This window comes from Cryobacterium sp. MLB-32, assembly GCF_000738085.1.
GTDB lineage: Bacteria > Actinomycetota > Actinomycetes > Actinomycetales > Microbacteriaceae > Cryobacterium.
The window spans coordinates 1-1,040 of record NZ_JPRS01000508.1 but is presented as its reverse complement, the minus strand read 5'-3'; the positions used below and the strand labels follow the sequence as shown (position 1 = coordinate 1,040).

General features: G+C 55.8%; 1 protein-coding gene. It reads right to left on the bottom strand.

The annotated features are described in order from the left end of the window. Positions 1–549 precede the first annotated feature (549 nt). A partial coding sequence (locus JF66_RS24700; protein ID WP_035880579.1) for a hypothetical protein occupies positions 550–1,040 on the bottom strand: 491 nt, incomplete at its 5' end.

Here is a 1,040-nt window from a genome sequence, read left to right as displayed (position 1 = left end):
ATCTCTGCTGGTGGCCATCTCGTTCCACAATGAGCTTGCTTCGCACAGAAGGACTCAACGGCTGAGTGAAGAAATATTCGAGACGAACGCTTTTGCACAAGAGTCGAGACATCCGCATTATTTGGACGAAGTTTTGGATGGGCCCGAGACGACAGCTTGACGTAAGCGTCAGGTGAGCTTCCAAGTCGATCGCCTCGGAGTTCGCCGCCATACTCGAATCTCACGGCGACAAGGAGGTTGTGGGGGATTCATTCTGACGCGCGCCTTCGAGCGCGACATCCCAGTACCTCCGCAACCGGGCCCGCTCCGACTGCAGCCGCGACGGCGAGCCCCGCACGAGGTTCTCGACTGAGCAAAGCGTCCCGCTGAGTGTTCGGGTAAAGGGCGCTCAACCCCTGCTCGATATGTGTCATCTATACGTTCGATTACGTGACAAGACGATCGTATCGTCCGAGAAATCAAAACTTGTCAGATAATAAGTCACTTATTCTAAGTATCGCAAAGAACTGCCATAGGACCAATATGACAGCAACCTCATAACGTCCGTCATCATGGTCGGCGCCCCCGCTCGTCGAAGAGTTTGAAGGCTCCGCTCAGGGCCATCGCGGCGGCAGCTGCTGCCGGTCCGACATCTGTCTGAAGGTCGCCACTCAGCCGGGCAAATTTGTCTCCCGATGCCCCCGTGCGTATTTCTCCCCGATTGAGTCGCGCAATCGCAAATGACCTGCCACCGTGTGCGGCAGCGCTGCCGGTCCTCCAGATCAAGTTGATGCTCCCGATGGAGAGTTCCTCATCGTGAACTGTCCGCGCTACTTCCTCGATGATTGCAGTGTTGTTCACCAGGGGCTTTGTAACGTCTGACTTGAGACCGAGCGCATCCGCTATTTCTTGAAGGCGAGCTTGGTGCCGTGTCAGTCTGAGAAGCTCGGCATCCTTGGCTTTTCCAACCGAAGCATCTGAAACGTATGCGGTCCGCACCATTGCTACTTGCGATCGAACATCGTCGGCCGTCAAACGAAGTGCGTTCATCTGACGACCCT